Raw genomic sequence first — 26,819 nt, 5'->3', positions numbered from 1 at the left:
TGTGTACCCGCTAATTAATTTGTAGACAAAAAAGTATCCCCGTTAAAATTTTATCCTGACGCGGAAAGGTAAAAGCTGTTCACTTGGGACTCTTTATATTCTTACCCCGCCTCATTTGCAGGACAGCTTATGTAATCGCATGACTGACACGCTTTCATTTTGTTTTTGAGAATACGTTGTTTAATTGAAGATTTCCTTAATACGCCTGTTCCAACAGTCTTTATCTCAGCGCCCTTACTTATGAATTGAGAAAGATAAGCAGACTTTGCGCGAACGAGAGCTTCATAAACATCTTTTACAACATAAATTTCCTCAAGAAAATCCTCAGACAATTGGTCGCTCACGATTGAAAAGCGCAAATGCTTATCGACTTCCTCCCCAAACAAAAAACGTTTACTTTTGATGAACTCTATAAAATCTTCCTGCCAACAGGGCGCGAAGTATAATAACTTCTTTTGTTTATAAATGTAGTCGGAGCCTTTCGGCGCTAGTGTGTTGGCATATTCACTCGGCTTTATGCCGCGCATTATCACCTCAAGACAGCGTAAGGATTCCTTGAGCGAGGTTTTTGGTAACTTGTTTAGAGGTTTGTTATGAATGTTGCAGTAGCCGTGCTTCAACCACTCAGATTTGAAATACCCAACACCAAAGCGCTCTATGCTATCTCTAACGCAGTCAGTGCAATAGTTAATTGGGATATTACGTTCTACTCTGTTACCGATTCTGGATGGCTTTCTGAAAAAGCACGTAAGCTCTTTTTGATAGAGGTGGGGTAAATCGAATCTATTTTCCGCTCTTGAAACCAAACCTTGCCTCTGAAGCATTTTCAGGATTCGTTTTTCACCTATTTGTCCGTATAGTCCCAAAGTGCCAGCTTTTATTCTCGGAAAACCTTTCCACTCTCCCTTTGGACTGATCACATTAGTAAACTGGGTGAGGCCATGAACAAGATGCAGCCTGTAAACGGCGCTTTGTAGGGATTCGTCGTCAAATATTTTCACGAATAAGAGAACGTATAATAGTTAGTATTTCCTGCCGAATAAGATAATTTTAATTATTCTTATCATCAACACAATAATGCACTGTAGATTGACTTCACTGCGTTTTAAGCAAACTATTCTTTGGAGGAATTTTCGCCATTTTTGTTGCTTTTCAATGAAGGCAGCTCTTCATATGCTTTTTCCAAAAACCATTCTTTCAGCGTCATTCCCTTGGCTTTAATATCGGCATGTATTGCCTTTTTTTCTTCGGGAGATATGTCAATGACAATACGCCCTGATGTACCAATAGCCATAAAATTCGTCTTTTTTGAGGTGTTGATTAACAAATACTATAAAAAAATGTCAAATAGATTGACGTAACTCTACGTCATGTTACGTTACATCACAGTTTAATGAAAGAATTTTAAAGAGGTTAACGTGGTAAAGACTATAGGGAAAAAAACCTTATTCCAAAACCTGTGGGAATCAGCTGTGGCATTGAGAGGCGCTCTAGAGCCTTCCCAATATAAACACCCTGTACTCGGATTGTTATTCATTAAGTACGTTTCTGATAGTTTCACAGAAATGCAGGACAAGCTGAGAGAATGGACAGCGGATCCAAATAACGAAGATTATTTTGAAGAAGACGAAGCAGATCGCCTTGATATTATTAATGATCGTGACGAATACGCCGCTGAAAATGTGTTTTGGGTGCCCGCTGATGCGCGATGGGATTTTATTCAAACCCACTCTAAGCAACCAAACATTGCGAAGTTGTTAGATGAAGCAATGAAAGCAATAGAGCGCGAGAACCCAAAAACAAAAGGACTCTTATACAAAGGGTTTGGCACTCTGAATATCGACCCTGATAAGTTCGGACAATTAATCGATCTACTTTCTGATATTGGCTTTGACAGTGCCACACATAAATCTGCTGATGTACTGGGTCAGGCCTACGAATATTTTCTTGGTAAATTTGCATTGCAAGAAGGCAAAGGTGCTGGAGCGTTCTACACGGTAGAGTCAATCGTAAAAGTACTCGTTAACATTCTTGCCCCGGAGAAAGGACAGCTTTATGAGCCAGCTATTGGTTCTGGCGGTATGGTTGTTTGGTCCGAAAAGTTCATGGAACAACACGGTGGTAACCGGGGAGATTTAGCTATCTATGGGCAGGAATATACCGAAGTAACTTGGAAGATGGCCGCAATGAACATGATCATTCGCGGACTGGACTTCGACCTTGGCCCTCATAATGGCGACACATTGCTAAATGATCTCCATAAAAATTTAAGAGCAGATTACTGTCTTGCTAACCCACCATTTAATCAGGAAAAATGGGGAGCAGCCAAAGTCAAAGGTGATGTTCGCTGGAAGTATGGTGAACCTTCTGACGGTAACGCTAATTATGCGTGGATCCAGCACATGATTCATCACCTTAATGACAAAGGTCGTGCGGGTGTAGTTATGGCAAATGGTGCAATGACTTCAAACAGCAGCAATGAAAACGTTATCCGCAAAGGGATCATTGAAGACGATCTCGTGGAATGTATGGTCGCATTGCCACCAAAATTGTTTATCAACACTCAAATCCCCGCTTGCTTGTTCTTCTTTAGTAAAGACAAGAAACACAAAGGTAAGACCCTGTTTATTGATGCCCGTCATTTAGGGCGTCTTGAGACTGCCGCATTACGTGTGTTCGATGAAGAAGATATCCTGACGATTTCTGATACCTACCATGCATGGGCACAGTCGGGCGAAACGGACAAGGAATACGAGGATATTCCGGGATTCTGTAAAGTGGCTGATGTTAGCGATATTGCGAAGAATGACTTTAACCTATCACCGGGTCGATATGTCGGTGCAGCGGAAGTGGAAGAAGATGAAGCAGAGTATGAGGAAGAAATGGCAACATTGACATCTCAACTCGCTGAACAAATAAAAACCTCAACGGAGTTGGATGAGAAGATCAGACAGGCACTGATGGGGGTTGGTTACAATGTTTGACGATCTTATTGTTCCAAAAGATTGGAAAATTCTTTCAGTTAATGAGTTGGTAGAACTTGAGATAATAGAAAAGCCTTTAGACGGAAATCATGGGGGCATACATCCGAAATCTTCTGATTACGTGGAACAAGGCATACCATTCATAATGGCATCTGATTTGGTAGATGGAGAAGTTGACCTAGTTGGATGTAAGAAAATTACTGTAGAACAATCAAAAACACTCAAAAAAGGTTTTGCAAAAAGCGGTGATGTATTGCTATCCCACAAAGCTACGATAGGAAGGACAGCAATCGTTCAAAACAATAATTTTGATTATATTTTGCTGACTCCACAGGTTACATATTACAGAGTGAAAAACTTTGATGCACTCAGTCCAAAATATCTAAAGGCATACTTCGATAGCCCCAAATTTCAAGCCCTATTCAAGGCTTGGGCAGGTGATGGTTCGACGAGAGCTTACTTGGGTATTACAGCCCAGCAAAAACTACCTATCGTAATTCCACCTCTAGAAGTACAAAGACAAATTGTTGACTCAATTGGAAATATAGAAAGAAAGATCTTGCTGAACAAGCAAATGAACCAAACCCTAGAAAAGATCGCCCAGCGCATCTTCAAGTCTTGGTTCATCGATTTCGATCCGGTCAAAGCTAACGCCGAAGGTGTCCCCTTCGACGGATTATCGCCTGAAATCCAATCTTTGTTCCCAAGCGAGTTCGTTGAAAGCGAAATGGGTTTGATTCCAAAGGGGTGGGATGTGAAGCCTCTAGATTCAATTGGAGAGTTTCTCAATGGTTTGGCGTGTCAAAAGTATCCACCACGGGATGAAGCTGATGCCTTACCTGTAATCAAAATTGCGGAAATGAAGAATGGATATACACAAAAAACGAATCAGGCATCAAAATCGGTTGACTCAAAATATCTGATTCAAGATGGAGACTTCTTATTCTCATGGTCTGGTTCGTTGACAACATGTTATTGGGCACTTGGAGAAGCTGTTCTCAACCAACATCTATTCAAAGTTTCTCCGCTCAGCGGCTTTACTCAGCATTTTGTAGCGAGTTGGGTGAATCATCATTTGTCAGAATTCATAAGAATTGCGGCAGATAAAGCAACAACAATGGGGCATATTAAACGCGAGCACTTATCTCAAGCGAAAGTAGTTGTTCCAAACTCAGATGTATTAGATGCTTTCGATAATGCCACACAACCCTTAATCAACAGGGTGAAGCAAAATCAAACACAATCTGAAAAGTTAAAAAAAATTAGAGGTAGACTTCTCCCCAAACTCCTCTCCGGTTCCATTGAAATCAATCAGGAGCTAATGAAAGCATCATAAAAAATTAAGGAAAGATAGAAAAATTATAAGGTTTATATATGAAAGTAACAGAAGAAACGATTGAGTTGGACTGTCTAAATTGGTTTGGTGGCTTAGGCTACCAAACCATTAATGGTCCAGACATTGAGCCGGGAAAAGGTGAATGTGCTGAAAGAGAGTCTCTCGCTGAGGTTATTCTCGAAAAAAGGTTAAAGGTGTCTTTGCGAAAAATTAACCAGCACCTTCCTGAATCGGCAATTGATAGTGCGATAGAAGTCATTAAGCAATTCCATGCCAATGTTGTTGTTGCTAATAATCGTTTTCACCGCCAGTTAATGGAGGGTATCCCTGTTACTTTTACTGACAAGGAAGGTAATGAAGTTGGTGACCGTGTATTCCTGATTGACTTTAAAAATAAAGACAATAATGACTGGTTAGTCGTTCGGCAGTTTTCTGTAAATGGAGTATCTCATGGCGAAACGGACAATCGCAGGCCTGATATCGTTGTGTTTCTTAACGGCCTTCCATTAGTCGTCATTGAGCTTAAGAATCCAAGCAATGAAGAGACCGATGTTTGGTCAGCCTACAATCAAATACAAACATATAAAGATACTATAAGCGATTTGTTTGTCTTTAATGAAGCACTCATTATTTCTGATGGGATTGTTGCGCGTCTTGGTTCATTAACTGCCGATCAAGAGCGCTTCATGTTCTGGCGAAGTATTCATGGCGATCAAGACGATACCGAGACAATGCTAGAGCTTGAGGTCATGATAAAGGGCTTCTTTAATAAAGAGTATCTGCTCGACTATCTTCAATTCTTTATTACATTTGAACCTCATAAAGATTCATTTATTAAAAAGCAAGCAGCTTATCATCAGTTCCATGGCGTGCGAAAGGCAATTGCCAGCTCAAAAAAAGCATCTGCAATTGAGGGAGACAAAAAATGTGGCGTATATTGGCATACTCAGGGATCTGGCAAGTCACTCTCAATGGTGTTTTATAGTGCAAAACTCATCGCGGATGTAGACTTGAAAAGTCCAACTATTGTTGTTGTAACAGACAGAAACGATCTTGACGATCAACTTTTCGATACATTTGTAAAAAGTGAACAACTTTTAAAACAAACGCCCATCCAAATTGAAGACAGACAACACTTATTTGAGCAGCTAAACAACAAGCAAGCTGGCGGCATCTTCTTCACTACAATGCAAAAGTTTCAACCCGAAAAAGGGAAATCTGAAGTACCCGTTTTGACCGACAGGCATAATATTTTTGCATTAGCGGATGAAGCCCATCGAAGTCAATATGGCAACAAAGCAAGGGTGGATAGCAAGACAGGACAGTTGAAATACGGCTATGCGCACCATATGAGAACTGCTCTACCAAATGCGGGTTATATCGGCTTTACGGGCACCCCAATTGAGAAAGATGACAAAGATACTCAGAGAGTATTTGGTGATTACGTTGATATTTACGATATCGAACAAGCGCAAAAAGACGAGGCAACAAAGCCACTATTTTATGAAAGTCGCCTAATTCCAATAGATAAAGATAATAAATTGAGTTCGGACGAACTTGATAATCAGGTTAACGAAGTTGTCGCCGACTATGACACTGATGATCAGGAAAAGCTGAAGCAAAAGAATGCCACACTGGAAACCCTGATCACTGAGAAATTCAGGGTTAAACGTCTTGCAAAAGACTTCTCTGAGCATTTCGCCAAGCGTCAAGAAGCGAGCCTGAGCAAGGCTATGATTGTCTGTATTAGCAGAAAAGCCTGTGTGCAGGTTTATAATGAGATCATAGAACTGCACCCCGAATGGCACTCTGAAGATCCCCAAAAAGGGGCCGTTAAAGTCATAATGACAGGCTCTTCTGCTGATCCGGCGGATTTCCAAAAACACTTATATAAGAAGCCCGTCCAAGCCAAAATTGCAGACCGTGTAAGAGATCCCGATGATGAATTAAAAGTAATCATTGTTTGTGATATGTGGTTGACTGGTTTTGACGCACCATGCCTGAATTCAATGTATGTCGATAAGCCACTTACCGGGCATAATCTCATGCAAGCAATCACTCGTATTAACAGGGTTTTTCGTGATAAGGAAGGTGGGTTGCTGGTTGATTATCTAGGTATTGCGCCAGAATTGAAGTCAGCATTAGCAAACTATACTGCCAATAAGGGACGAGGAAAGCCGACATTAGATATCGCAGAGGCTCTGAAGGTCTTTAGAGCGAAGCTGGATGTATGCCGCTGCCTCATGCATGGCTACGATTATTCTGATTTCCAATCAAACTCACTTGGGCTTTTAGCTGGCGCTATGAATCATATTTTGGCACCAAAAGACGGAAAGCAGGAATTTGATAAAGCGGTACTAGCCTTGTCTAAAGCATTTAGTTTGGTTAGCGCACATGAAGATGTTCGCCCATATAAGGATGAGGTTGCTTTTTTCGAGTTGTTGCGTACAGCCATCAAAAAGCACACAACCCCCAAAAAGAAACTCGATGAAGATAAAATCCAGCATAGTCTCAGACAACTTGTTAGTCAGGCAATCGTTTCCGGTGACGTTGTGGATATTTTCCAGTCAGCTGGCCTTAGCAAGCCTGAGATCAGCATTCTTGACGATGAGTTTTTGGCTGATGTTAGAAATATGGAACATAAGAATCTGGCCGTTGAAATGCTTGAAAAGCTCATAAATGACGAAATTGTTACCCGCACTGCTAAAAACGCAGCGAGCGAAACCGCTTTTTCGGACAGACTCGATAAGGCAGTGGCGAAATACAGAAACCGCTCTGTTGAAACCAGTCAGGTTATTGAAGCACTTATCGCTTTGGCAAAGGAGCTTCGAGAGGCAGCAGATAAAGGAAAAGAATTAAACTTAAGCCCGGAAGAACTCGCTCTCTATGAAGCCTTGCTGAGAAATGAAAGTGCAGCAGATGCAATCAAAGATATTGACGTTATCTTTATAGCTCAGGAACTTGCAAAAGAAATCAGAAATAGTGCGCAAGTAGATTGGGCAAAACGAGACAATCTTAGAGCAAAAATGAGGCGTAACCTCAAGAAAGTACTAAAACGGACTGGATATCCGCCGGACAAGTCTGATGAAGCGATTAAGTACGTTCTTGAGCAGGCAGAAAGAATGGCTGCTGCTTAAAGTGTGATAATAAAATCAGAAATATGCAAAGGAGCTGCAATTGGGCAATCCGATAAAGGAACATAAAGAAGCAACTAGACGTCTGGCGCGCTCTCTCAAGAAAGCGGATGTTTACCATTGGTTATGCGAGAGAGGATATTTTCCAGAGAGTTACGTGCTTCCACCGTGCTTTGCCGTAGAAAAAAGACCTAACAAGCCAAAAGTTTACTACAAGGTTAAGGGTAAAGGTAAAAAGTACTATGTGCCCAGAACTGAGTGTTTAAATGTACATTTTCCGAAAACGGAATATACAGATCGCAACTTTGGATTAATTCATCCCGAGATCCACAACGACATTGCGTATCATATTTCTACAAACTGGCTGACTGTTGTTGAAAAGATGGTTCCAAGTAATAGTCAGGTAACATCCTATACATTTCCGATACCAATAGACTCAAGAAATCCGGGGAGACTTGGTTATCTGCGCAGTGGCAGGCTGATATATGAATTTATCGGAATGATTGATGAAGACATTGCTTCGGAAGCGTATAAGTACAGGTACATTGTTAAAGCCGACATTAAGAACTTTTATCCATCTATTTACACTCATAGCATTGCTTGGGCGTTGCATGGAAAGAAAAATATTCGCAAATCGACGAACATTCGCAACTACAAGCTGCTTGGGAATAAATTAGATCGTTTATTTCAGAACGCGAATGATGGCTGTACTAATGGCGTTCCTATTGGCCCTGTTGTTTCAGATGTTATTGCTGAAATTATTGCCTCAGCTGTTGATGTCAGTTTTACAAAGTTAGTTCAGAGTTCAGATATTGAATGCGAGGCCGTAAGATTTAAGGACGATTATCGGATATTAACTAAGTCCGAAGAAGATTCGAAGAGAGTAATCAAATTTCTCCAAACCTCATTGAAGCAGTTTAATTTAGAGTTGAGTGACGAAAAAACTACGATTTCTCCCCTTCCTGATGGATTGTTTAGAGACTGGGTATCTAAATATCATGCGATTCATCCTGAAAAAAAACAGTCATATACATGGAAAGAGTTTAGAGAGCTTTACTTGGCTGCTATTCGGATAGATAAAGAATGTGCGGGAACAGGGGTGATTGAGCGTTTTCTCGCCGATATTGTCAACAAGGAAGGTAAACTCAAGGTGCAAGTAGCCGCTTTTAATCTGCAAAAGGTTATTAGCATGTTGGTCATGCTCGGAAGCTTACGAATTAAGGCTTTTCCCAAGATCATTGCAATCCTTGAGGGGATTTTGAGAAGCGATTTTGGCGTTGTTCACCAAAGTGCAATTTTAGAATATCTCGAAGATTATCTTAAAACTCTCTCTGAAGAAGAAGAGCGAAATAAGTACCTAATATCATGGGTTAGCTATTTTCTTGTCAGTAATGGTTTAGATAAACTATTGTCATCCAAGCCTAAGTACAAAGATCCTATTACCCGATCAATTCTCAACAATCGCGGTAACGTGTTTAAAGAGTGTAAAGAGCATAAAATTTTCGTTGGTTGTAAAAAAGTAGCGCAACGAGTAACAATGTTTGAGCATCTTGATGTATTTAACCCGCCAAAAATAACCTGACATGATTTCATGAATTGAAAATTTTCATTGCGCTTCAAAATCACTGCCGTTTTATTAGACAGAATTTGTCGATATTGATGAAGCAATATTTTTAGAGGTAACGGGCTATTTAAGTTTGGTGGCAGCCTCAGGCAGACCGCCATAAAAATGTAGTGATTAAGTCTCCTCAAGTACTCAACAGCCCATGTGTGATACAAATCTCACACATTTGACACGCCAAACACACTTCCCCTAAGTCATGTGCTAAAAAGCCGTAATAACTAATTGTATTACAAACTATTTTGAGGTGATTTATGCTACAAAAAACTTTAACAGCTGTAAGTGTTGCTCTGATTTTAGGCGGGTGCGGAATGACTCCAATGGAGCTGCCCAAAAATGTGAAAACAAATAAGCAAGGGTATGGTGACGTTCTTTCAACTGTGTCTTACGAACATACTTCCCCAATGCAAGACGATTTTTCTAAAGCTGTGTTTTGTGTCACAGAAGTTGTCACAAATGAAGAAGTTGTGCTAACCGATACGGCGGACTCATGGGTTGGTTCTTTTTCTGGCAACTTATATAAAAATACGGACACCCAAGTCGTTGGAGGAGGCAATGTACTTCAATACGTGGATGAAAAAAATCAGCGGCTATCTGCAAGAGGAAGTGATGAATATAGTTATGTTTTTGGTCTAGCTCCAATTGAAAACGTTGTTCAATTTAGCATCAGTGTGACACTCGACAATGGAGAGCTAAAAACAAAATTTAGTAATATCAAAAGAGCACAGAAGAGCACTGGGTTGAGCGATAACAACGGATTCACAGCCGTTTACACTCACAGTGGGGCGAAGCCCAATTTAGTTGTACAGATGCTTGAGTCTGTCCATGAGGGCCTTATAAGCTGTTATGAGGGTTAGGTTAATCATGGATGGAAACAAAAAGCTAAGATATGTTGCATTTAGTATTGGCAGCATATTAGTCCTTCTATTGCTTTGCTTAGAGATGACTCATGTGCGAAATTACAGTGTATTTACTTTAAATATAAGCAGAACTATTGTATTTGATTTTTGGTGCGATCTTTCTCTTGATTCTGGGGCTAAATGGGCATTAGCAAAGAAAGCTGGATATGTATTTTGGTTCGTTACATTAAGTGCAGGCCTCGCAACGTCATGGTATTTTAGAAAAGAAACATCAATTTTGTTAAATAAGATACATCAAAGCGTTTAATCATCGCTTTTGATGATTCGGGGAAATAAGATCAAGTCTGAGCTAGTACAATTCATATTTCTGAATTGTTGTAGTTGGTTGTTCAACATCGGACAGCTGTTGTGATGAACTATTTTGCAATTTTGGAACGGGTGTTCTGTAGGCTCTCAATCATCGAGCTTGTAGTCGGTAATTTATCAAGTTTCCTAGTTAACCAACCATGTGCTCCGAGTAAATCATCCAGCTGTTTCAAAGACAATTTTTCTTGTGTGTTGAGTAAAATTGCTTGTACTTTGACAGCCAATTCTTGATCTCGCCGACGCCAGTCTACCCGAGGGTTCTGCTTAGGCTTTTGTGGCTTAGGCAGATGATTGTTAAGCCATGTTTTGTCATTTCGGTAGAGCCAGTGAAAGGCGGCATAATGAGCCTTTTTAATTTGCTCTTTACTTGGCGAAATGTATACATAGCCAGACAAGGCCCTCAATATTTCAGCTCTGTAGCGACGTCGTTTAGATTCAAATCGGCATTTTTTTCGATGTTCAACCAAGCCGTTTACGGATGAAATAATCTGCTCGACGCTGCCGTTAGATATCTGAAACGTTGACGCGATAGCATTTCTGTGAAAACCCATCCATGCAATGCGTATGACTTTATTGATGAGACTTTTCGTGATCTTCTTCGGAGATAAGTTCAGCTGTATATTTTCCTTTGCTGCAAGCATTTTCAGAAAAGTACGACTTTTTCCCGTTAGTCGGCTAACTTCAGCAAGAGAGTACGACTGGTTGAGCAACTGTATGCACGTTTCCGTGAGTTGTTTATGGTCTTTGTCTGGGCTATCCGCTTTAGACACGTAATTTCCAGAACTAACGTTAGCGCGTGTGCTGAGCAGATATTCAAGCAGCAAATATTTGAATGGGTGTTGGGCATTGCCATTCTTCATTATTGAGCGAATATAGCCAAAATCTTCGGAGTGTTTCGGCAGCATAGGTCTACTGGGTTGACTAAATGATTTTGTTAATCCCATCAAATCTGAGATTAATTCTCTGCGTCTCACCCTTCCGCCAGAGCCGATATAACCAGCTTTTGCCAACCTAATAATAAGTTCGTCTTGTTTGTAACCTTCTGGTTTGTATTGTAAATCGTTCAGAAAATTTACGGTGCTTCTGGCAAACATCAATTCATCGGGATGACTGGTTGCTGACAGCTTTTTAACAGGTGGAAGAAAATCACCGTCAATATGTGGCCTCTCCGGTAAAAGTGACTGTATTAGTTGCACACCGTGTTTCGAGCAACAGTTCACCCCGGGTATTTGATGCTCTAAATGCCAGTAAGAGAATCCGAAGTTAAACGCGTCTTCATTAGCGCACAAGGGGCAGTATTTCGCATTAGAACCACTCTGAATAGTGTAATTAACTAATCGACAAGCCCGAATCGCTGTGGCTGTGTCTGTTGCCAACAATGCTTGTTTAATAACCTCTGTCTGGTTTGGCATGAAAAAACAAAATAACCCTCCCAGAGTTTGAGTATTAAAAATGAGCGTTTCCTTATCAGGATCTTCAGATGCGGCATGTCGGACTCCTGCGGTTATAAAGGGATGGATACTTAACCTTGGCCTACCAAACTGCTTGATACAATACTGATCTTTGCACAATCCTGTGAGTTTGAGATGACGGATGTAGCGACTGAAAAGTGATTCTCCGGGCATTGCTTTTGGCAAAGAGATCAAAATTAAGCCTCTACATCTGAATCACATTTTATCCGAGTTCTGCCAGCGGATCCGACATTAACACTCCCGTTGTTGCCAAACGATTCAGAGGATTATCGTCTAGCAACGCGCTTTGTATTTTGTCTGGATCAGCTATTTTTGAGGCCAGATCAACATCCTTCAATAGAGTGGTGATTTGAGCAGCAAACTCAGGATGTTGAGGTTTAGTAATATCCCCGGTTTTATCCGTTTTTTTCTTGGAAGAGTTTTGCTTAGCAATTCGTGAATTTCTTACGGGGCCTGAAGGTAGCGTTGAGCTTGTTTTCTGCGCAATGATCTCTGAAGTACTTTTACTCAATCCGCAGGCCACATTATAAGCAGTCTCCAAGGAAGTCTCTGTGATCGTTTCGTCATCTGATCCTATTAATAGTCTCTGAGCTTCAGTATACGTTCTGGCGGCCATATCAATATTACCGCATGTCAATTCGTGCAATTTTCGCGCGAGCGTGTCAGACAGTTCAGTGTAAGGATTAGTCCATTGGTAGTTCCATAACGCATCAATGAAAGCTCTCCATGATTGATCCTCTGCATCTAAAACTTTCAGCTTTTTAAAATACCCACTCTCTGCGCGCCGAGCAGCTTTGAGCGCAGTAACAAGGCTTTCATCAAATGGCGGGTTTGCAATGAAAAAGATAGGTATACCTAACTTATTGACCAGTCTGTGAATGTAGTTTAATAACTTATTTTCACCCCCTGTTTTTTTGAATTGGAGATTTTGCATCTCATCGATGACCAGTATACCAAGCTGACATGTCTTAATATGTTGCTCAATCTGTCTGGTTAATGAACCAATATAAGCTTCTGGTTTTGTCAATTCTCTGCCAAGAACCAAATCCAGTGCTGACAGTATTTCTTCGCATAAATCTCTGACACTTGAAGAATGTGGACAATCAACTTTTAACGAGACAACCTGATGTTTGAACGGAACCTCTTTTCCATCGTGCTTTTTATGCACAATAATTGACGGGAAGTAATTCAATACTTGCTCAATCATTGTGCTTTTGCCTATACCACTATCGCCAATTAACGTTAATCCATCGCCCTTTGGAATGAAATTACCTGTAACAGGCGTGATTTCTGGTAGCTCATCAATGTTATAGTGCATGTACTGTATTGTGGTTGGGCTATGTGGATTCCTTGCTGAATAGCCAACTTTGATTGCCCTTTCTACTGCACGAAAACACTCTTGATATTCCTCAAGAGGCTGCCTGAGTTCCTTAATTCTCATAAGGTATTCTTCTCGTACAAGCGGATCGGGGTGTTCAGCAATATCTTCCGCATAGTCAGGATAGTTGCTTAACTTATTCATGACTTCCTGCCATGGGAGTTTTGGCGGTAGCGCTTCAATCAGGGGGTTGCCATTGTGTTCAGGTAGAATAGGCTTATTGTATTTAGCTGATTCAACTCTCATGATCTTCTCCCTTATTTTTTCTTTTCGGGCCTTGAGGTAACGGGATTACTTTTTTCTGCGAAGTCACTTTCGAACTCGTTTGAACTGAGGTTTTCTCTGGCATGGGCGGAGTATCAATTACATTTGTTGTTTGATCTATCTCCGACTTTCTGTTTTGCTTGATATTCTTCACTTGCTGGCTGAAAGGGACAGTAGCTGCATCCTTTTTACGATGATATGCTGCTTTAAGAATTTTCTCCGTTTCTGCTCTGATAGCTTTTCGACGGTCGTCCGTCTTGGCTTGTTCTAATTTATCGTCAATCCAGTCTTCCATTAAATCTGCTTCTATCATGGGCAGATCATCGAGCGTATCTCGCCTGCCAGATAATTTACATTTCACGAAATCTCCATTTTTATCCAGACGAACGTAAATATAACTGGTGGTGTTTTCGTCAATACGGGCTTCCAGCTGCCACTGCCCAGCGGTTCTGGCCACAGAGTGCATTTTTCGTTCTTCTATCTCAGGCGAGGTGTAATAGAGTTCTTTGTACATTACACCGTATTTAGTCATACTGACGTTTTGTGAAGGGAGGAGCTGAGCAATTACATCACTTGGCTTACACGCCCGTAATTCAGTTTTGTGTTTCGCCATGTGAATTTTCCAATAGTTAATTGGCGAAGGCTCAAGATCATGCTGTATTAGTAATTTTGAAGAGTAGGCCAGCTCCCGGAAGATTGACATGTTGTGATCCAACACTTCCATAATCAGTATTTTGGTTAACTCGCGTAAGGTCAAAACAGCATCTTTTTGTGGGTTTCTTTCCCCTCTTACAACTTTTCCGCCTCGTGTAGTACCCATTAATTTATGCAGGCTCTTCTTATTGAGTATATCGAATCGTTTTTCTACAACTCCTTTAAAATCTGGTCTGTAGGGAGGAGTAAAAGACAATTGTGTCATCGGTGTGAGTTTGGAGGTTGGTTCTAAGCCAATCATCTCACCGTTATCACAGACAAGTTCCAATGGAAGTTGAGCACATGGCCATTCTGATTCTTCAATATCAACGCCATAGAGAGCACAAAAATCTGATTTTGGCAGAAATGCATTTGCTAGCGCTTGTCTCGCAGCCCTCCATGACGCGTAATAAAGAGAAACATGGAATCCAGCAATTAACCTGCTGGCTCGGTCGATAACGTTGTAGATAGTCGGCCTTCCTAAGATCATTTGTGGATTCATGGAGGAGACTATATGCACGTCTGCAACGGTGGCATCTATTTCAAATGCGCCACCGGGTAGAGCGCTGCGCTGTGTAGAGACCCCCATTAATCCGCGCAAATTTTGTTGAAAGTCGCGTTCAGAAGTTCGTCTCTTCTTGACTTCTGCATCTTCGAAATTTTTTTTCAGAAAGTATTTGAACTGCCGCAATGAAGGCAAATAAGCAAGCCTGTTTTCGGCACGAGCCGTTAATTTCTCATCAGAATAGTGGTCATCGAGCATATTGTCGTAGACATCTTGAATCGTGGGCTTATTTTTCGTGAGGTAATGTGTATTGATAACTTTGCTAAAGATTTCCCTGTCTTTGTCTCTGACGATATATTTTTCACGCTTCTTAACAGCTAAGGTGCGAGGTTTTATTTTAGCGCCGTTGGCCTTATCGGTGAACGTTTTGTCCTTACCGGCACCTCCGCATAAATGGAACTTTGGTGCCAGAGAGATCTTCGTTTGTCCATATCGCCAATAAAGGGTCAGTAATCTGGAAAGCTCTTTCCTATCTCGTCCAACTTTTTTAGCTTGTTTTGCTATGGCCCTTACTCGCTCCTTTGTCGCGCAGTCAAACAGAAAAAGTTTGTCGTTTACAAGGTCTTCAATACAATCGTAATTAGCATCCATCTTTTGACGGTGAATGACTGGTAAGTCATTTTCATCTACTAAAAAATTGGAGGGCAAATCATAATCAGCAACACTTGCGTTACCCTGTTTTGCAAGAGCCATGAATGTAGGTATGAGAAGTACCCTTGGTCTAATGTGCTCACTGGCATCATCTACCGGGAATAGTATCAATGTTTCGATTTCTTCCAGAATAGCAAGAATTCTGTATCGTCCATGTGGCGCGGGGCTGGCATTCTTCAAATTCCAGACTTGGTTCTCAAGAAGCTGCACTGTGTTGCCTGTCTTCATTTGTCTGCAAAATGTCAACTACGTAAATAAAGCCGTTTTCTACAATTCTGCATGATAAGTCCACGCGAATAAATTTGTGGAATATAAGGTATTGAAGTAGCCCTCCAGCATCAGCTGTTTCTGCGATCCCAGAGTATTCAAATTGGGTGTACAAGGCTGCTAAATCAATTCGGCCTAAGCGGATTAAATTAAGTGAAGCGGAGATTTGTTCTTCAGTGAAAGACAATTTTTCGTCCCGCAATCGAGATGTGATCCATTTAATGTTGTTGCTTTTTATGGCGTTAATACCACCGCCAATGTAAATATTAAATGGGACGCCAAGTAGTTCCCAACATACTCTTTCAAGATCCTGTTTTTGCCCATCCCTTTCATTCTCAAGAAAAGACTCGTCTTTAACTGATATTGCATGAAAGTTTGGTTCACTTTTTAGACTATTTCGTTTTGTTAAAAGCTGGTCCGTGGTTATGGGAATAGGTTGCTTTGATATTGGATGGGTTGGATGTTTTATCCCTAATAATTTCGCCACTTTCTGTGTATAGGTTATTGGGAATATTGGAAATTGTTCTCTGACGTCAATAACGCTGTCGCAAAATTCAGTAAGATAGAAAAGTTCTGATTCACCTGTTGAAAGAAAGTGATGTTGTCGCCCTGTCTTGATACCTTGGACAGTTGAGCGGCCACCCTGTGATTTGACGTCCTGTATTCTCAGCCATGGTTTGTAATTTGCACCCTCACCAACGCCATATCCTTGCTTAAGTGCTCGACTGAAGTCTTCAATCGTTTCAAGTTTTCTGATCTTCCCCATTTATACACTCAACTTGTGCAAATGCATAAAATAGTAGTTTATTTTTGCTAATGGGCAAACATTTTTGTACCCATTTTGATTAACGGGGATACATTTATGTTAGCGGGGATACTTTTTTGTTAACGGGGATACTTTTTTGTTTTTGCACAACTTAAACCTCTTGCCCCGCCACCCAGGCGCTGCTCCAGGCCCACTGGAAGTTGTAGCCCCCTAACCAACCTGTGACGTCCACTACTTCGCCGATAAAATAAAGGCCTTCTACGTCTTTGGCCATCATGGTTTTACTGGACAGGTGTTTGGTATCAAGGCCACCCAGTGTCACTTCGGCGGTGCGGTAGCCTTCGGTGCCGTTGGGCTGCAATAACCATTGCTCAAACGCCTGCGCAACTTGTTCCAACTGTTTGCCCTGGAATTGTTTTAAGGGTTTGTTGCTGAGATTAAAGTAAGGAATGGCCGCTTGTACAAAACGTTTTGGGTACACTTGCGCCAGCGCTGTCGCGAGCTGCGCGTCTGGACTGCTTTGTTGTTTTTCTTGCAGAACCTGGTGTAAATCGCCATTGGGGTAGAGGTTAAATTCCACCTTTTGCCCTGGCTGCCAGAAGCTGGATATTTGCAGCACAGCCGGGCCACTTAAGCCGCGGTGGGTAAACAGAATATTCTCATTAAAACTGGTGTTATTACAGCTGGCGCTGGCATTCACTGATATACCGGAAAGGTCCGCCAGCACCTGTTTGTCTTTGTCGTGTAAGGTAAAAGGCACCAGGCCTGCGCGGGTGGGCAGAATGCTTAAGCCAAATTGCTCGGCGATTTGATAACCGAAGGGCGTTGCCCCCAGTTTTGGCATACTCAGGCCACCAGTGGCAATCACCAGGCTTTCACATTGGTAAGTGCCGTGATTGGTGTCCAGCATGAATCCACCGGCGGATTTTTCGATATGGCGAATCTCGCACTGCATCTGGTGCTTTACACTTGCCTTGTCGCATTCTGCCATCAGCATATTCACAATATCTTTGGCGGAGTCATCACAAAACCACTGGCCGAGGGTTTTTTCGTGGTAGGCGATATTATATTTTTCAACCAAGGCCACAAAATCCCATTGGGTGTAGCGGCTTAATGCGGATTTACAAAAGTGGGGATTGTTCGATAAGAAGTTTTCTGGCGATGCGTACATATTGGTGAAGTTACAGCGGCCACCACCAGAGATTAAGATTTTACGACCGGGCTTTTTGGCGTGATCCAACACCAACACGGAGCGACCGCGTTTACCTGCCTCGGCAGCACAAAATAATCCCGCAGCGCCTGCGCCAATGACTATCACATCTTGCTTTATCAAAGGAATCCCCTGTTGTAATCGCGGCGATTATACCGGGTCCAAAAAAAATTTGTCACACTTTGCCTGGTACTGGTGACTTTCAGTTGTAGACTACTTAAATCGGAGAGAAAAATGACTGAATTAGCGCAACAACAATTATTCGACAACGTCCTCAAAGCTCAGCAGGGCGATGTTTCGGCGTTTTCAACACTCGTGGCGCAAACACAGAACCTGGTGACCAGTACGGCGCTTGCTGTTGTGCATGATGTACAGGCCAGCGAGGATATTGCGCAAAACACCTTTGTGGCGGTGTGGCAGCAACTACAAGAGCTTAAATCCCCTGACAGCTTTTTGCCCTGGATACGCCAGATCACCCGCAACAAAGCCAAGAATTATCTACGAGATAACAAGGTCACTCGCCATGAATTACACGCAGAGCTCGATGACGATGTGGTCAATGCTCAGCAGCAAGAGACAGATCTGAATAGGATTGAAGCTGAGCAAATCAATCGTCTGGTGATGAATGTGGTGAGTGAATTGCCCGCTGAAAGCCGTGATATTTTAATTCTTTATTATCGCGAACAACAAAACAGTGGTCAGGTGGCACGGCTACTGGATTTATCTGAAGCGAATGTACGCCAAAAGTTAAGCCGTATTCGCAATGAAGTGAAAAAAGAATTGTTGGAAAGTGTGGGGGAGTATCTGTTTTCCACCATTCCCACGGTGGGCTTTACCACTATGGTGACGTCGGCTATCACTACGAGCATGCCTGCAGCCGCTGCCAGTGTGGCTTCCAGCAGTGCATCTCAAGCAAGTGGTGTAATGAAGCTGCTAGCCCTTGGCGGTGGGGCACTTTTAGGTGGGCTGCTGGCTATTGTTGCGATCTTTTTTGCAGCCTGGTTAAGCCAGCGCAATCTCAGTGATGAACAACAAAAGCAATTAATTAAAAAGCACGCGCGAGGGCAGGCTATCTGGGTATTGTTGTGCAGCGTGTTGTTTGCAGCAGCATACTTAGTGGATGATGGTTGGTTGGCACCAGTGTTGGTATACAGTGCACTGATCATCGGATTGTGGTGGCAGCAGCGTTCTCTGATGACGTTGATCAAAGACAAGGTGATTCAATGCCACTCGCAAAGTGCAGTCAGTGGCTGGATGGGTTTGATATTGGGGGCCGGTGTCGGCTTTATTGCCATGCTTATCGGGTTGGTGAATAGCGGAAGATTGGTCTTTTAAAGGAAGTCGGTGGGCACCAACTTCCATTATTCACGGTGTTCTTAAAGCGCTGCAAGCACAGCTTCAGCGCTGCTCACTTCAAATTTACCCGCCTCTTCCACGGCCAGATGTTTAACGACTTTGTCTTCCACTATCATGGCATAGCGCACACTGCGAATGCCGCCGAAAGTGCCAGTTTGTTTAGCTAGTCCTAAAGCATCGGAAAACGCGCCATCGCCATCTGCCAGCATGGTGATGTGTTCAGCATTTGAGGCATTGCCCCAGGCTTCCATGACAAAGCTATCGTTCACCGAAATACAAATAATACTGTCTACGCCTTTAGCCTTTAATGCGTCCGCTTGCACCACAAAACCGGGTAGGTGAGCTTGTGAACAGGTGGGAGTGAAAGCGCCGGGCACAGCAAACATAACCACTTTTTTTCCGGCGAACAGGTCGTCGGTACCAGGTTGTGAGGCTTCGCCTTTTTGGCGCAGCATAAAGGTGTGTTGCGGTAAGGTATCGCCAACTTGAATCATAGTGTAATCCTTTTAAATGAGCCTAAAGGTAAGTTATGGGCAAAGTCTTTTAGTTCAATAGTTGTTTTGGGCCGTAATAGCGGCTCAGGATTTCTTGATACTGGCCATCTTCAACAATGGCCTGTAGATGCTGACGAAAGCGAGTGATGATGTCCGGATCAACTTGTTTATTAAAGGCAAAGCAGGTTTGTGAATCAGCGACGGTATAGACACTTTCAAAGTCTTCCGGGTTGCGTCCAGCATTACTGAGCATTTGATTGGCGCCTAATTTGTCATAAGCGATCATGTGCACCCTGCCTTTATCCATCAGCTCCAGGTTGGGACGCATACTGGTGTTGCTTAATATATTGAAGGGTTCATTGAGAATAGATAATAGAGCCTGTTCACTGACATCTGAACGCACCGTGCCAATGGTGTAGTTTTCCAGATCGTCAATGGAGTTGATTTTGATTTTACTGCTTTTCTTGGCTAGCAAAATGTAATGCGTGTCAACAATAGGGCAGGCCCATTCAAACAAGGTCTCTCGGGAGGGGATTCTAGCAACGGCGAAGAGCACGAAATTGGGCTCATTTTTAAGTTCAAAATAGGCTCTTGCCCAAGGGTACAGCACAATTTCCGGCTCATTGGTAATACCTTCTCTCTGCCATATCAGGTTTAACAGGTCGATAGAGATACCCTTGAAAACGCCTCGCTCAAAATAGTTCATTGGGGCGTAATCTTCGGTTGCCAGTTGCAAATCAAGGAAGTTTGAGCGCTCTGCAAGAGTTGGGGAAGCGATACAGCATAACATCACCACAATGGTGAGTTGATTGATTGTTGTGGTGAAGCGCGATTTCATAGAATGAACGATAAAATTGACGACCTGATTTAAGTATAGTCAGAAATCACGGATTTCTGGTGTAACGTGATAAATTACACAAAACCCGGCATTTAGAGTAAAAATTCACTCAGTAGTTTACATGCGAATTTTTGTACTAGAATGTGAGAAAAAGATGAACAACTACTGTGAGACTGGCTAAAGACTATGACCGAGCTAATGTCCTTAATTTATGCGAGCAAGGTGACGCCCGGCTTTCAGGATTCCCTGGAAATCAATAGGATTCTGAAAACAGCTCGCAAAAATAATGAAGCTAAGCAGATCACAGGCCTATTGCTGTGCAACCTACACTACTTCCTACAGGTTTTGGAGGGGCCAAAATCAGAACTGACAAACCTGTATCAGACGATTGCTCAAGATTCCCGTCACCAAGACGTCACCAAAATCTCTGAATCAAAAGTTGCGTCTCGACAGTTTTCTGATTGGCAGATGGGCTTCTACCTTTTTTCGCCGCAGGAGCAAGAGACTTTACCGAGAGACTGGACACAATTGGACTTTGCTCAAGTTCAAACTATTTTCACTCATGTGTTGCATTCTCATCAGGGCGCGAATAATAGCTTTTATAGTCTATAAAATTGTTTTGTTTCAGGCATTTGTTAGATAAACATCAAAGCGATGTTTCTTGCTTTTAATCTGCATTGATGGCGTTTCACCAGCCAGAAATGGGGCATAGTCTGGACGTTTCACCACTACCCGTTTTTGGGCCAATGTCAGAGCCGGGGGTAATAAGACATCGGCATCTTCATCGTGTCCCAACAGCTGCTGAAACAGGCGCATTTCCTTTTTAACTAAAGCCGACTTTTTCTTGTGGGGGAACATAGGATCAAGGTAAATCACATCGGGTTTTGGCTCATGCCACTCAGTGAGTAAGGTATATGCCTGTCCGGGTTTAAATTGCAGACGCTGTGTAAAATCTGGCCCCAATTGTCTTGACGCTTCAGCTCTGCGCAAGCCATCCTGTAATAAAGCTGCTACTACGGGCGAGCGTTCTAGCATGCTTACCTGTGCGCCTAAAGTCATCAGCATAAAGCTATCGCGGCCTAATCCGGCGGTTGCGTCGATAATGTGAGTTTCAGTATTGCCTTTGAGCCCGGCGGCTTTGGCAATGGCTTCATTTTTAATGCTACTGCGACTGGCTCTGTAGGCGATGGCATCAGCAGTAAAGTCCACAATAACTGCGCCCACTTTAGGCTGGGAGAAATCCTTCAGGCCCAGTATGTCGTTGTCGAAAACCAGTGACAGGCCCTCAGGAGTTGAATCGACAACGCCAAAATCGGAAGTTTGCAAGAAATCGGGCAGTGTTTCAGCATGGGTATACAAAGGGATAATCATGATGTTTTTATGCCCCATGTAGATCGAACTTTAGTTCGACACGGTTGTTTGGATTTGGCGCATGTGTTTGGTTACGCATTGCCGTATTTCTCGCGATAGGGCAGCCAGCGATTGATGATGGCATTGGCATTGGCCGGGTGATGCTGCCACAGATGGTTAGCAATTTTTTGTACTTGTGGGATAAGCCAGGCATCGCGCACCAGATCGGCAATCTTCATATTAGCCAGGCCGGTTTGTTTGGTGCCCAAGAGCTCACCCGGACCGCGTATTTCCAGGTCTTTTTGAGCAATCACAAAACCATCATTACTTTCCCGCAGCACTCCTAAGCGCTGTTGTGCGGTTTTTGAAAGCGGGCTGGAATACATGAGCACACAATGGCTTTCCACCCCACCTCGACCTACTCGCCCGCGCAGCTGATGCAACTGTGCCAGGCCCAATCGTTCCGCGTTTTCTATTACCATTAAGCTGGCATTGGGTACATCAACACCCACTTCGATAACGGTAGTGGCCACCAACAGGTCCAGTTCGCCTTGTTTAAAGGCATGCATCAGTGCTTGTTTTTCGTCGGGTTTTAAACGCCCGTGCACCAGGCCGATTTTTAAATCCGGTAACGCGGTTTGTAAAATCACTTTTGTATCTTCGGCAGCCTGACATTGCAGCGTTTCTGATTCTTCTATCAGGGTACATACCCAGTACACCTGACGTTTTTGCTCGTGACACACAGAGCGAATACGGTCGATAATATCACCGCGACGAGAATCGGGCAGTACCACGGTTTTTACTGGTGTTCTGCCCGGCGGTAATTCATCGATAATAGAGGTTTCTAAATCGGCGTAGGCTGTCATGGCCAAGGTGCGAGGGATGGGGGTTGCCGTCATGATCAGTTGGTGGGGAAAATAGCCATAAACTTCCCCTTTCTCCCGTAGCGCCAGGCGTTGATGCACGCCAAAACGGTGTTGCTCATCCACAATTACCAATGCCAGTTTCTGATAAACCACTTGCTCCTGGAAAAGCGCGTGAGTGCCTACTATCAGTTGTGCACTCCCATCAGCAATACTTTGCAGGGCTTGATTCTTTTCTTTGCTTTTTAGTTTACTGGCCAGCCAGGCGCAAGAAATACCTAACGGTTCAAACCAATTGTTGAAGTTAATAAAATGCTGTTCAGCAAGGATTTCTGTGGGAGCCATCAGGGCCACCTGTAATCCCTGTTCGATGGCATGCAATGCCGCGATAGCTGCTACCAAGGTTTTCCCGGAGCCCACATCGCCTTGCACAAGGCGCATCATAGGGCGACTTTGTTTCATATCTTGTTCAATGTCTGCACTGACTCGCTGTTGTGCCCCTGTTGGTGAGAACGGCAGATTAGCCAAAAATGTGGGTAGCATTTTTTCAGACTTGTCGATACTCACAGCCGGGTCCGCCTGAGTCTGATGTTTTACTTTCAGCACGCTTAAATGGTGTGCCAGCAACTCTTCTAAAATGAGTCGCTCTTGCGCCGGATGTTTGCCCTCTAATAATTCGGTTACCGCAATGTCGGGCGTCGGACGATGGACGGTTTGCAAAGCCGTTTTCATGCTCAGCTGTTTGGGGTAGAGCCCTTCAGGTAATAGTTCTGCCAGCCCTCCCTTATTTAATAGCTTTAATGCCTCGTCAGTTAGGTTACGCAAAGTGAGTTGCTTAATGCCTTCTGTGGCGGGATACACAGGGGTTAGTGTTTCCTCCACATTGTTTTCAGACTCGGGGGTCAGAATTCGATACTCAGGGTGCACGATCTCTAAACCGTGCTTGCCGGGACGCGCTTCGCCAAAACAGCGCAATAGTGTGCCTTCAGTCATGTTTTTGGCTTGCGCTGCGGAAAAATAGAAGAAGCGCAACGTCATGGAACCGGTTTGGTCAGCCACCGTGACCACCAGAGTGCGCTTACGACCATAGCTGATGTTGGCGCGTTTCACTTCTGCAATAAATGCCGCGGACACACCGGGCTTGAGATCGGCAACGGGATAAATGCGGGTGCGGTCTTCGTAGCGCAGTGGCAAATGAAACAGCACATCCTGGACTGTTTTAAGCCCCAAAGCGGCAAGTTTTTCGGCAACTTTTGCGCCAACACCTTTTAGCTCAGAAACTGGTTTTACCGAAAGCGATTGCATTGGAAGAGTGACGACTCCGGGCTTTTTTACTTGATGTTAAGTGTCTAATAATACTGAATAAAAAACCAGTTGTTTGTTAAAAAAAGGATTCCAGGTCAAACTGATGAGTATCTTGAATAGCTATTGGAAAATGATGGTGTTAAAGACAGTGGCAATTTCTGAGGCCCTGCTAAAAGCGAGTGTATTGAGCGCGCTATTGAGCTTTTCGTTCTGGGCTAATGCTGCATTCGCATCTGCACAGCTGTCAAACAGTCGTGACAACAGCACGGCATCTGAAGATAAGGCAATGCCATTTCCCGCTGCAGTGAAGAATGTGTTATGGCTTACTGAAGATTATCCCCCTTTTCATTACCTGGAGGGCAATAACAAAAAAGGTATCGCCATTGATATCCTGAACGAAATTTTCCGCCGAAATGGCGTTCCTTTTAGAAGCGATAAACAAACTTATGTTTTTCCATGGGCTCGTGCCGTAAAAGAAATAACGAACAATACCAATGCCGCCTTGTTAACCATGGCTTACACGCAAGAAAGGGACGCCTTGTTTGCGCTTAGTGAGCCCCTCTTTAAAGAGCAAATCGCCTTAATTTCTCTGGCTGATAGCACCCTGACGTTTAAACACATTAATGAGATAGAGGATTATGTTGTTGGGGTGGTGAGAGATGATATTGGTGAGCGATTGCTTAAAGACATGGGGCCAGATGAGTTACATTTGGTTCATGTGTTGAGTTCGAAAGAACTGGTACAAATGCTCATTAAAAAGCGGGTTGATGCCATCGCCTATTCAGTGGATATCATTCGCTACCAGCTACAACAGCTCTCTGAAGTTCAGCAAGGCTTAAAAATACATATGACGCTGGCAGAACTACCCACCAGTATCGCCTTTAATAAACAAGTGGAACCAAGTTTACTGCGATCTATCAACGGAGCCATCAATACGTTAAAGCATGATGGCACCATTGAGCGCATTATGAGGCAATCAGACAAGTAGTGTTGTTTAAAGAGCCAGTGTTTTAGCTGCCTGATAAAGTAGCTCAGGAGAGATACGCACTCTGAAGTTGGGATTCACGTAATTAAAATGCACTAAGCCTTCTGTATCGGCGATGTACACCGCAGGAACCGGCAGCGCCACTTTACTGGTGCCATCCAGGGTTACAAATTCAATCCCCATCTTGTTACGGTAGCGCTTGGCGGTTTTGTCTGCCAGGAAAAAGCCAATGCCGAATTCACTGCTCACTTCAAAGTTTTTGTCGGAATACAATTTAACTTTGAAGTCGGTTTCAAATGCGGTGTCTTTCAGTTTTGCAGGCGAGTCGGGTGAAATCGCAATCAGCTGATAACCCAAAGCCATGATCTGTTGTTCAACCTGCTTGAGACCCGCCAATTGGGCACTACAATATGGACACCAGCCACCGCGATAAAAAATTAATACTGTAGGTTGTTGGCTCACCAGGGATTTAAGGGAAACAGGCTTGTCATCCAGATCATACAGGGTGGCATCGGGGATCATTTGTCCATTCAATACCGGGCTGACTTCGTCAGCGGTCGCGGCAATTTTATTAATATCTGTGGCAGAAGCAGTGCAGTGCAGCAAAGTTAAAAAAGCCAGCGTCAGTAATTTTTTCATGAATTTAATTCTTGTTACATTTGGTAATCAGCTTGGACCTGTTAAAGGGCAGATATATTTCAGCCGATTGCTGTGATTGGCTGTAAATCTCTCTTTTTTCATTTATTTGCATAAAAAGCACTCAATTAAACACTTTGTCGGGGAAATGTCGGCATGAATTCGTCACCGACAAGGGTAGAATCAGGGCAAAGTCATCATCAGTGATCACATCTAATGCAATGCAAAATACTCAAGCAACTTCGTCTTTCCAAGCATTGGTCTCAAGAGCAATTGGCTGAGATGTCAGGACTAAGCGTAAGAACGATCCAGCGCATTGAGAGTGGCCAAAACGCCAGTTTAGAATCAATGAAGTGTTTGGCTGCAGCTTTGGATGTGACTATTGAAACTCTGCAGCAGGAGACCCTGAAAATGAACAAGCATGATGACAACTGGCAACGCTTGCCTGTCTTTTTAAAACTCTGGTTTATCTTGAACTTTTTACAACCTCAGCCCAAGCGCGGTACTGCCGTAAGAGTGGAATGGCTTTGTCACGGGACGGGTTTTTGGTTTTGTGCGCTCGGATTTTGGTTTGAAGCGGCATTGGTGGGAGGTTTATTGATGTTAGCAAGCGCATATTTATTCAGCTTGTTAAAGTGGCAAGGGGATAAATACGGGATTTGGTATGATGTGCCTATAGATTAGAAAACAGGTCGTCTTTGGTTTCGGAATCATCTGTTTGTGTTTGTTGATTAGCGCTGTCTTTACTTATTTGCATTTGTTGCCACCAGTCATCGCTCGCTATGACTTCACCCTCGTCGTCTAATTTCGGCAAAGGCAGGTTCTTTGCTTGGCACTGGGCAAAAAGCGCAGGATGACAGCCTTCAAACAACAGGGCATTAAGATCTTCATCTGAGATACTGACTTTGTCGTAAAGCCCTGCTTGTTGTCGTTGATGCTGGGCTTCGTACAGAATTAAACCCGCGGCGACGGAAACATTGAGTGACTGCACCATGCCCATCATAGGGATGATGATTTCGTGATCTGCCAAGGCAATAGCTTCTTCACTGGCCCCATATTTTTCCTGTCCCAATATAATAGCTGTGGGCCGGGTGTAATCCAGCTGACGAAAATCCACAGATTTATCCGACAAGTTGGTTACCAATACCTGCATACTTTGTTGTTTAAAGTGCTGGTGGGCAGCCTCTATACTTGTGTGTTTGCGGTGCTTTAACCAGCGCTGTGTGCCCATGGCGGTGCCGCGTCGAAAATAGGTGTGTTCGTTCCAGACGATATTAGCTTCGTGAATACCCACGGCATCACAACTGCGTAAAACCGCAGAGACATTTTGCGGTTTATGCACGTGTTCCATGCAAACAGTCAGGTCGGTTTGGCGCTTTTGCAAAACCGACTTAATGCGTTGATATCGTTCCTTGAACATCGGGC

23 protein-coding genes are annotated in these 26,819 nt (G+C 43.2%); 10 read left to right on the top strand and 13 right to left on the bottom strand.

Going from position 1 to position 26,819, the window contains the following annotated elements; translation table 11 throughout:
• Window positions 1-101: 101 nt before the first annotated feature.
• A complete protein-coding gene (locus AABA75_RS20100; RefSeq protein ID WP_338294519.1) occupies window positions 102-1,001 on the bottom strand; it encodes a hypothetical protein in 900 nt (299 codons plus the stop codon).
• A 113-nt stretch (window positions 1,002-1,114) separates the two neighbouring features.
• Window positions 1,115-1,294 (bottom strand): hypothetical protein, encoded by a 180-nt coding sequence (locus AABA75_RS20095; protein WP_338294518.1) that lies wholly within the window; start codon window positions 1,292-1,294, stop codon window positions 1,115-1,117.
• Between the two features lie 124 nt (window positions 1,295-1,418).
• Between AABA75_RS20095 and AABA75_RS20090 the strand changes: the two genes are divergently transcribed.
• The 6 genes from AABA75_RS20090 to AABA75_RS20065 all read left to right on the top strand — a co-directional run bounded on the left by AABA75_RS20090 (window position 1,419) and on the right by AABA75_RS20065 (window position 10,242).
• Window positions 1,419-2,984: a type I restriction-modification system subunit M gene (locus AABA75_RS20090; protein WP_338294517.1), complete on the top strand. Its 1,566-nt coding sequence runs from the start codon at window positions 1,419-1,421 to the stop codon at window positions 2,982-2,984.
• A complete protein-coding gene (locus AABA75_RS20085) occupies window positions 2,977-4,320 on the top strand; it encodes a restriction endonuclease subunit S (protein WP_338294516.1) in 1,344 nt (447 codons plus the stop codon). The genes AABA75_RS20090 and AABA75_RS20085 overlap by 8 nt, the downstream gene beginning before the upstream one ends.
• Window positions 4,321-4,358: 38 nt before the next feature.
• Window positions 4,359-7,457, top strand: coding sequence for a type I restriction endonuclease subunit R (locus AABA75_RS20080; RefSeq protein WP_338294515.1), 3,099 nt, complete (start codon window positions 4,359-4,361; stop codon window positions 7,455-7,457).
• 40 nt (window positions 7,458-7,497) lie between these two features.
• Window positions 7,498-9,036: an RNA-directed DNA polymerase gene (locus tag AABA75_RS20075; RefSeq protein WP_338294514.1), complete on the top strand. Its 1,539-nt coding sequence runs from the start codon at window positions 7,498-7,500 to the stop codon at window positions 9,034-9,036.
• Between the two features lie 293 nt (window positions 9,037-9,329).
• On the top strand, window positions 9,330-9,932 hold the full coding sequence (locus AABA75_RS20070) for a hypothetical protein (RefSeq protein WP_338294513.1): 603 nt from the start codon (window positions 9,330-9,332) through the stop codon (window positions 9,930-9,932).
• A 7-nt stretch (window positions 9,933-9,939) separates the two neighbouring features.
• Entirely contained in the window at window positions 9,940-10,242 is a 303-nt protein-coding gene (locus AABA75_RS20065) for a hypothetical protein (RefSeq protein WP_338294512.1), read from the top strand.
• A 109-nt stretch (window positions 10,243-10,351) separates the two neighbouring features.
• Here AABA75_RS20065 and AABA75_RS20060 read toward each other — a convergent pair whose 3' ends face one another.
• From AABA75_RS20060 to AABA75_RS20040, 5 genes are all read right to left on the bottom strand, one after another.
• A complete protein-coding gene (locus tag AABA75_RS20060) occupies window positions 10,352-11,947 on the bottom strand; it encodes a TnsD family Tn7-like transposition protein (protein WP_338294511.1) in 1,596 nt (531 codons plus the stop codon).
• A 28-nt stretch (window positions 11,948-11,975) separates the two neighbouring features.
• Window positions 11,976-13,397, bottom strand: coding sequence for an ATP-binding protein (locus tag AABA75_RS20055; RefSeq protein ID WP_338294510.1), 1,422 nt, complete (start codon window positions 13,395-13,397; stop codon window positions 11,976-11,978).
• Window positions 13,387-15,552 (bottom strand): transposase, encoded by a 2,166-nt coding sequence (locus tag AABA75_RS20050; RefSeq protein ID WP_338294509.1) that lies wholly within the window; start codon window positions 15,550-15,552, stop codon window positions 13,387-13,389. The genes AABA75_RS20055 and AABA75_RS20050 overlap by 11 nt, the downstream gene beginning before the upstream one ends.
• Window positions 15,521-16,357 (bottom strand): TnsA endonuclease N-terminal domain-containing protein, encoded by an 837-nt coding sequence (locus tag AABA75_RS20045; protein ID WP_338294508.1) that lies wholly within the window; start codon window positions 16,355-16,357, stop codon window positions 15,521-15,523. Before AABA75_RS20045 ends, AABA75_RS20050 begins: the two co-directional genes overlap by 32 nt.
• Window positions 16,358-16,508: 151 nt before the next feature.
• The gene (locus AABA75_RS20040; RefSeq protein ID WP_338294507.1) at window positions 16,509-17,690 is read right to left on the bottom strand and encodes an NAD(P)/FAD-dependent oxidoreductase; all 1,182 of its coding nucleotides are present in this window, start codon (window positions 17,688-17,690) and stop codon (window positions 16,509-16,511) included.
• Window positions 17,691-17,801: 111 nt separating this feature from the next.
• On the opposite strand from AABA75_RS20040, the gene AABA75_RS20035 reads away from it, so the two are divergent.
• Window positions 17,802-18,902: an RNA polymerase sigma factor gene (locus AABA75_RS20035; RefSeq protein WP_338294506.1), complete on the top strand. Its 1,101-nt coding sequence runs from the start codon at window positions 17,802-17,804 to the stop codon at window positions 18,900-18,902.
• A gap of 41 nt (window positions 18,903-18,943) precedes the next feature.
• Here the strand turns inward: AABA75_RS20035 and AABA75_RS20030 are convergent, their stop codons facing one another.
• Both AABA75_RS20030 and AABA75_RS20025 read right to left on the bottom strand, forming a co-directional pair.
• Entirely contained in the window at window positions 18,944-19,417 is a 474-nt protein-coding gene (locus AABA75_RS20030) for a peroxiredoxin (protein WP_338294505.1), read from the bottom strand.
• 49 nt (window positions 19,418-19,466) lie between these two features.
• Entirely contained in the window at window positions 19,467-20,255 is a 789-nt protein-coding gene (locus AABA75_RS20025; RefSeq protein ID WP_338294504.1) for a substrate-binding periplasmic protein, read from the bottom strand.
• A 186-nt stretch (window positions 20,256-20,441) separates the two neighbouring features.
• On the opposite strand from AABA75_RS20025, the gene AABA75_RS20020 reads away from it, so the two are divergent.
• Window positions 20,442-20,867, top strand: coding sequence for a BLUF domain-containing protein (locus tag AABA75_RS20020; protein WP_338294503.1), 426 nt, complete (start codon window positions 20,442-20,444; stop codon window positions 20,865-20,867).
• Window positions 20,868-20,879: 12 nt separating this feature from the next.
• On the opposite strand, the gene AABA75_RS20015 is transcribed toward AABA75_RS20020, so the two are convergent.
• Together AABA75_RS20015 and recG are read right to left on the bottom strand one after the other, a co-directional pair.
• Window positions 20,880-21,626 carry a class I SAM-dependent methyltransferase gene (locus tag AABA75_RS20015; protein ID WP_338294502.1) on the bottom strand — a complete coding sequence of 249 codons (747 nt, stop codon included), beginning with the start codon at window positions 21,624-21,626 and terminating at the stop codon, window positions 20,880-20,882.
• A gap of 71 nt (window positions 21,627-21,697) precedes the next feature.
• The gene (gene recG, locus AABA75_RS20010; protein ID WP_338294501.1) at window positions 21,698-23,773 is read right to left on the bottom strand and encodes an ATP-dependent DNA helicase RecG; all 2,076 of its coding nucleotides are present in this window, start codon (window positions 23,771-23,773) and stop codon (window positions 21,698-21,700) included.
• 103 nt (window positions 23,774-23,876) lie between these two features.
• Between recG and AABA75_RS20005 the strand changes: the two genes are divergently transcribed.
• Complete coding sequence (locus tag AABA75_RS20005; protein ID WP_338294500.1) at window positions 23,877-24,761, top strand: substrate-binding periplasmic protein; 885 nt, start codon at window positions 23,877-23,879, stop codon at window positions 24,759-24,761.
• Window positions 24,762-24,767: 6 nt separating this feature from the next.
• On the opposite strand, the gene AABA75_RS20000 is transcribed toward AABA75_RS20005, so the two are convergent.
• Window positions 24,768-25,397 carry a peroxiredoxin-like family protein gene (locus tag AABA75_RS20000; protein WP_338294499.1) on the bottom strand — a complete coding sequence of 210 codons (630 nt, stop codon included), beginning with the start codon at window positions 25,395-25,397 and terminating at the stop codon, window positions 24,768-24,770.
• Window positions 25,398-25,610: 213 nt separating this feature from the next.
• On the opposite strand from AABA75_RS20000, the gene AABA75_RS19995 reads away from it, so the two are divergent.
• Entirely contained in the window at window positions 25,611-26,078 is a 468-nt protein-coding gene (locus tag AABA75_RS19995) for a helix-turn-helix domain-containing protein (RefSeq protein WP_338294498.1), read from the top strand.
• Here AABA75_RS19995 and trmH read toward each other — a convergent pair.
• Entirely contained in the window at window positions 26,068-26,814 is a 747-nt protein-coding gene (gene trmH / locus AABA75_RS19990) for a tRNA (guanosine(18)-2'-O)-methyltransferase TrmH (RefSeq protein WP_338294497.1), read from the bottom strand. The two genes, AABA75_RS19995 and trmH, sit on opposite strands and share 11 nt — an antisense overlap.
• Window positions 26,815-26,819: the final 5 nt, after the last annotated feature.

The sequence above is a fragment of the Planctobacterium marinum genome (assembly GCF_036322805.1).
Lineage (GTDB): Bacteria > Pseudomonadota > Gammaproteobacteria > Enterobacterales > Alteromonadaceae > Planctobacterium > Planctobacterium marinum_A.
Note: the sequence above shows the minus strand (reverse complement) of the source record. Positions and strands in the feature narration are given on the sequence as shown.

What these genes read in the sequence shown, in the direction of transcription:
- AABA75_RS19995 (WP_338294498.1), top strand. Translation starts at nt 25,611, where the DNA reads ATGCAATGCAAAATACTCAAGCAACTTCGTCTTTCCAAGCATTGGTCT.
- AABA75_RS20045 (WP_338294508.1), bottom strand. Translation starts at nt 16,357, where the DNA reads ATGGGGAAGATCAGAAAACTTGAAACGATTGAAGACTTCAGTCGAGCA.
- AABA75_RS20035 (WP_338294506.1), top strand. Translation starts at nt 17,802, where the DNA reads ATGACTGAATTAGCGCAACAACAATTATTCGACAACGTCCTCAAAGCT.
- AABA75_RS20095 (WP_338294518.1), bottom strand. Translation starts at nt 1,294, where the DNA reads ATGGCTATTGGTACATCAGGGCGTATTGTCATTGACATATCTCCCGAA.
- AABA75_RS20080 (WP_338294515.1), top strand. Translation starts at nt 4,359, where the DNA reads ATGAAAGTAACAGAAGAAACGATTGAGTTGGACTGTCTAAATTGGTTT.
- AABA75_RS20065 (WP_338294512.1), top strand. Translation starts at nt 9,940, where the DNA reads ATGGATGGAAACAAAAAGCTAAGATATGTTGCATTTAGTATTGGCAGC.
- AABA75_RS20005 (WP_338294500.1), top strand. Translation starts at nt 23,877, where the DNA reads ATGAGTATCTTGAATAGCTATTGGAAAATGATGGTGTTAAAGACAGTG.
- AABA75_RS20030 (WP_338294505.1), bottom strand. Translation starts at nt 19,417, where the DNA reads ATGATTCAAGTTGGCGATACCTTACCGCAACACACCTTTATGCTGCGC.
- AABA75_RS20025 (WP_338294504.1), bottom strand. Translation starts at nt 20,255, where the DNA reads ATGAAATCGCGCTTCACCACAACAATCAATCAACTCACCATTGTGGTG.
- AABA75_RS20085 (WP_338294516.1), top strand. Translation starts at nt 2,977, where the DNA reads ATGTTTGACGATCTTATTGTTCCAAAAGATTGGAAAATTCTTTCAGTT.
- recG (WP_338294501.1), bottom strand. Translation starts at nt 23,773, where the DNA reads ATGCAATCGCTTTCGGTAAAACCAGTTTCTGAGCTAAAAGGTGTTGGC.
- AABA75_RS20050 (WP_338294509.1), bottom strand. Translation starts at nt 15,552, where the DNA reads ATGAAGACAGGCAACACAGTGCAGCTTCTTGAGAACCAAGTCTGGAAT.
- AABA75_RS20055 (WP_338294510.1), bottom strand. Translation starts at nt 13,397, where the DNA reads ATGAGAGTTGAATCAGCTAAATACAATAAGCCTATTCTACCTGAACAC.
- AABA75_RS20000 (WP_338294499.1), bottom strand. Translation starts at nt 25,397, where the DNA reads ATGAAAAAATTACTGACGCTGGCTTTTTTAACTTTGCTGCACTGCACT.
- AABA75_RS20020 (WP_338294503.1), top strand. Translation starts at nt 20,442, where the DNA reads ATGACCGAGCTAATGTCCTTAATTTATGCGAGCAAGGTGACGCCCGGC.
- AABA75_RS20070 (WP_338294513.1), top strand. Translation starts at nt 9,330, where the DNA reads ATGCTACAAAAAACTTTAACAGCTGTAAGTGTTGCTCTGATTTTAGGC.
- AABA75_RS20015 (WP_338294502.1), bottom strand. Translation starts at nt 21,626, where the DNA reads ATGATTATCCCTTTGTATACCCATGCTGAAACACTGCCCGATTTCTTG.
- trmH (WP_338294497.1), bottom strand. Translation starts at nt 26,814, where the DNA reads ATGTTCAAGGAACGATATCAACGCATTAAGTCGGTTTTGCAAAAGCGC.